We start from the raw sequence: 4037 nt of genomic DNA, 5'->3' as shown, positions 1-4037 counted from the left end.
GCCGCAACGCCGCGCGACGGGCCCGACGGCGGCGCGCTCCCGGGGGCGCGGGCCGTGCCGTGCCCGTGCTCGTGGGTGGTCCATCGTTCCTCCTCTCCCACCGGTCGTTGCCGCCGCGCGCCGGCCCTCAGGCGCGCTCCTTGGCCCTCGTCGAACTCGCGCCGACCCTGGCCAGCCCGAGATCGAGGGCCAGCGGGACGCCGGCCTCGACCCGCACGGTGACCTGCGCCGGTCCGGTCTCGACGGTGGCCGTCACATCGGTCAGCTCACCGGTCATCGACCGGACGATCTCATCGGCCAGGTCGGGGTCCTGATCGGCCAGGGCCTGCGTCTCGGCCGCGGTCATCGCGGCCTGCTGGACGACGCTGCGCGCGTGCAGCCACACGCCGGCGTCGATGGCGCCGAGCAGGGCGAACATGACCACCGGGGCCAGGGCGGCCCACTGGATCGACTGGCTCAGGCCCCGCTCGTCGCGGCACCGGCCTGATCGACGGCTCATGGCTTCACGAGGGCATGTGCGCCGTGACGTAGGCGCGCACGGCGGCGACGACGATGCCCGCCACGACCACCGCGCCGGCCAGCAGGACGGCGTTCTCGGTGGACTGCGACAGGCCCCGCTCGTCCCGCAGGGCGGCGCCCGGAGCGGCACCGGCGAGGAAGCCGATGAGCAGCGCACCGGCAGCACCTGCACGCGTCAGCGGAGCTGGGAGTCGTTCCTTCATGGTGATCACCTTCTGATGGGGTGGTTGGTTGTTCCGTTGTGTTCTGTTGTCGGGGCCCGGCCGCCGGGCCTCAGGCCAGGCCTGCCAGCCTGAGCAGGGGAGGGGCGATGAAGGCCAGGCCGAAGACCATGACCGGCAGCGCCATCCAGACGGTCATGCGTTCGCTGACCTCCTGGGCGGCGGTGCGCTCGGCGGACAGGTGGGCGTCGCGCAACTCCTCGACACGGGCCGCCAGCGGTTCGGTGAGCGAGGCGCCCTGGTCGTCGAGCTGCATGATGTCGGCCAGGTCCGCCAGCGCCGGGAGCCTCAACTCGTCGGCCAGCGCGCGCAGCCCCGACCACGGGGTGCGCTGCTCGAGGTTCGCCTGCGCCAGGACACCGTGCACGCGCCGGAACACCGGTGCGTCCGAGACCGAGGCGGCCGCTTCGATCGCCTGGGTGCCCGAGCGGTTCGACATGCGCTCCAGCAGCACCAGGTCGAACAGAGTCAGCAGGGCCTCGTCCGCGTCGAAGCGAGTCCGTTCGGCGCCCCGGCGCAGCGCCAGATCGGGCCAGCACCAGCCGGCGACGGCCAGGACCGGCGACAGTCCGCTCACCGCCCCCGGCAGCGGGGCGCCCATGAGGGCGCTGAGCGCGAGGGCCAGCGCTGGGGCGGCCAGGCCGGCGAAGGCCAGCACGATCTTCTCGGCCACGAAATCGCCGATCGAGCGGTCGCGCAGCCCCAGCAGCCTGCCGGTCCGCCCGCCGAGCGGGATGCGCAGGCGCGTGTAGGCCCGGGCGCCCAGTCGTTCGAGGGCGCTGTCGGCGTCGTGCACCAGGTCGGTCTGGGCCGGCGTCTCCCGCGGCTCGCGCCCGTCGAGGACGGCGAATGCGTCGCCCATGCGTACGGTCCGCCTCCTCGAGCCGAGCAGCGCCCAGAAGACCCCGGTCCCGAGCAGGGAACCGGCCAACGCGACGATGAGGAGGGGTTCGACGATCATCGATGATCACCCGCCGCCGACTGCAGGATGCGTTCGCGGCGCTCGGGGCGGGCCACCGCCCGCAGCATGACGAGGGAGCCCAGGTAGGCGGCCAGCAGCAGCGCGCCGACGAGCTGCCCGGCGCCGGAGGCGTAGGGCGCCATGTATCCGGGGCTCGCCAGGGACGCGCCGGTCAGCACGGCCAGGGTGATGGCCGTGACCTGACGCACGACGATCCGCGGTTTGGCCCGCTCCGTCTCGATCTCGCGCAGCGCGGCCAGACGCCGCCGCGTGTGCTCGCCGAGGGCCCGCAGGGCGCCGACCGAGCCGGTCCCGCCGCGCCGGGTCGCGACGACGAGGGCCGCGACCACGGCATCGGCGTCGGGGCTCGCCAGCTCGTCGGCCATGGCGCGCAGCGCGGCGTCCAGCGTCCAGCGCGCATCGAGCCGGGCGACCACCGCGCCCACCGGGCCTCTCAGGACGGTCGGCAGCTGGGTGCGGGTGGAGCGGATCGCATCGGTCGTCGATTTGCCCGTGGACACCGAGCCGATCAGCAGGCGCACCCAGCGGTCGAGCGCCCCGAGGACGGCGGCGTCCCTGTTGGGCGGATCGGTCAGTAGCGGGGGGAGCACGACGACGAGGGCCGGGACGCCGACCAGGATCAGCGGCTGCCGGGTGAGGGCGAATCCCGCAAGACCGCCGGCGGCCGCCGCCGCGAGCCGGGCCCTGTGCGCCCGCCGGATCGTTGTCCACCGCGATGACCAGCGTCTCCATGGCCCGGTGGGGACTGCGGGCGGATGGCCGCCGCGTGCCGGCGCCTCGCGCCGCGGGCCGGCGAGAAGGCCCCGGACGAGCGCGAAGACGCCGATGACGAGCAGCGCCGCGCTGACGGCGACGAGGAGGCTCATGGTCGCCTCCCCTCGTCGGCGAACGGTGAGAGCTCGGCGAGCAGCTTCTCGCCCGGGTCGAAGACCTCGGGCTCGCCGTCACGGCCGGCCCGGTAGGCGAGGTGGGTCACCGGCCGGCCGGCCTCGATCGCGCCCGTCAGCGAGCGGATCTCGCTGATGAAGCGGCGCCTGCGCCCGCCGCGCCAGCTGTCGTCCACCAGGCTGACGTGCACGAGCAGATGGATGTTGTAGGCGATCTGGCGGTAGGCCTCGTCGAGGCGCAGCACCCCGCCGGCGGCGACGCGGGCGGCCAGGCGGTCCATCGTCGCCGACGCCGAGTGCGAGTGCGTCGTGGTGAGCGCCCCGGCGCCCGACTGCATGGCCTGCAGCATCGCCCCAGCCTCGTTGCCGCGCACCTCGCCGACGACCAGGCGAGTGAGGTTCTGGCGCAGCGCCTCGGGGATCAGGTCGGCCACCGTGTACTCGCCGATGCGCCGCCCGTCGGCCACCTCGCCGAGACCGATCTTGGCCTGCAGCGCCACCATGTTGCGGCGGCCCGGCTGCAGATGGGTGAGCAGCTCGTAGTCGGTCTCGAGCGTGCCGAAGCGCTCGGTGACCGGGATCGCGTCGACGAGCGCCCGCAGCAGCGTCGTCTTGCCCGCCCCCTGGTCGCCCGAGATCACGATCGACTGGCGCGCCAGCACGGCCCGGCGCAGCAGATCGGCGATCTCCCGCGGCATGAGCCCGCCGGTCGCCAGGTCGTCGAGGCCCACATCGGTGAGCAGGTGCTGGCGGATGATCACCGACGGGCGGTCGGCCAGGCCGAAACCGATGGCGTGCAGGCGGAAACGGTCGCCGATCGCCACGGTGATCGTCGGGTGGGCGTCGTCGAAGGGGCGCGGCGGGTCCGCGTTCTCGCCGAGGAAGCGCACCGCCGCGACGAGCTCCTCGTCCGAGTCCGCCACCGGCGCCAGCTCGCGGCGGCGACCGTCGCCGAACTGGGCGACGACGCTGTCGAACCCGTGGATCTCGATGTTCTCGGCGTCGGGGATGTCGAAGACCGGCTGCATGCGCCCGTAGCCGAAGATCGCGTCCTCGACCGCCTTCGCGTAGCGCTTCTCGAGCGCCAGCGGCCACAGCGCCTGGCCCGAGCGGGCCAACTCGTCGGCGTGCTCGTGCACGGTCCGCCCGATGACCGAGCGGCCCATGAGGCGTCGGTCGTCGGGCGCCATCGCGCACCGGTGCTCCTGCTCCCACTGCTCCTGGCGCTCGGTGATGAGCTCGGAGGCGGTGGCGCGCAGGGCGATGACGACCTGCCAGTCGGGCTGGGCGTCCTCGTCGAGGATCTGCTCCGGAGCGGCCCCGGCCGGGCCCGCCCGGCCGGGGCCGGGTACGGCCGTCGGGCCCTGCAGGACGCCCGACCGGGCACCGGTCCGTGAGGCGCACCCCGCCGCCTGCTGGGGGCGGGCC

General features: G+C 74.3%; 5 protein-coding genes. All 5 read right to left on the bottom strand.

Going from position 1 to position 4037, the window contains the following annotated elements; all coding sequences use genetic code 11:
* Positions 1–127: 127 nt before the first annotated feature.
* Positions 128–499 (bottom strand): TadE/TadG family type IV pilus assembly protein, encoded by a 372-nt coding sequence (locus tag R2N01_RS11160; RefSeq protein WP_316671205.1) that lies wholly within the window; start codon positions 497–499, stop codon positions 128–130.
* Between the two features lie 4 nt (positions 500–503).
* The gene (locus tag R2N01_RS11155; protein WP_316671203.1) at positions 504–722 is read right to left on the bottom strand and encodes a hypothetical protein; all 219 of its coding nucleotides are present in this window, start codon (positions 720–722) and stop codon (positions 504–506) included.
* A 70-nt stretch (positions 723–792) separates the two neighbouring features.
* Positions 793–1701, bottom strand: coding sequence for a hypothetical protein (locus R2N01_RS11150; protein WP_316671201.1), 909 nt, complete (start codon positions 1699–1701; stop codon positions 793–795).
* Positions 1698–2588: a type II secretion system F family protein gene (locus tag R2N01_RS11145; protein ID WP_316671199.1), complete on the bottom strand. Its 891-nt coding sequence runs from the start codon at positions 2586–2588 to the stop codon at positions 1698–1700. The genes R2N01_RS11150 and R2N01_RS11145 overlap by 4 nt, the downstream gene beginning before the upstream one ends.
* On the bottom strand, positions 2585–3979 hold the full coding sequence (locus tag R2N01_RS11140; protein WP_316671207.1) for a CpaF/VirB11 family protein: 1395 nt from the start codon (positions 3977–3979) through the stop codon (positions 2585–2587). Before R2N01_RS11140 ends, R2N01_RS11145 begins: the two co-directional genes overlap by 4 nt.
* Between the last annotated feature and the right edge of the window lie 58 nt (positions 3980–4037).

The organism is uncultured Propionibacterium sp., assembly GCF_963539965.1.
GTDB lineage: Bacteria > Actinomycetota > Actinomycetes > Propionibacteriales > Propionibacteriaceae > Propionibacterium.
This window is presented reverse-complemented; position numbering and strand designations above follow the sequence as displayed.

Bases quoted from the DNA above. Each gene is read 5' to 3' on its own strand.
- R2N01_RS11160 (WP_316671205.1), bottom strand. From the start codon at position 499: ATGAGCCGTCGATCAGGCCGGTGCCGCGACGAGCGGGGCCTGAGCCAG.
- R2N01_RS11155 (WP_316671203.1), bottom strand. From the start codon at position 722: ATGAAGGAACGACTCCCAGCTCCGCTGACGCGTGCAGGTGCTGCCGGT.
- R2N01_RS11150 (WP_316671201.1), bottom strand. From the start codon at position 1,701: ATGATCGTCGAACCCCTCCTCATCGTCGCGTTGGCCGGTTCCCTGCTC.
- R2N01_RS11145 (WP_316671199.1), bottom strand. From the start codon at position 2,588: ATGAGCCTCCTCGTCGCCGTCAGCGCGGCGCTGCTCGTCATCGGCGTC.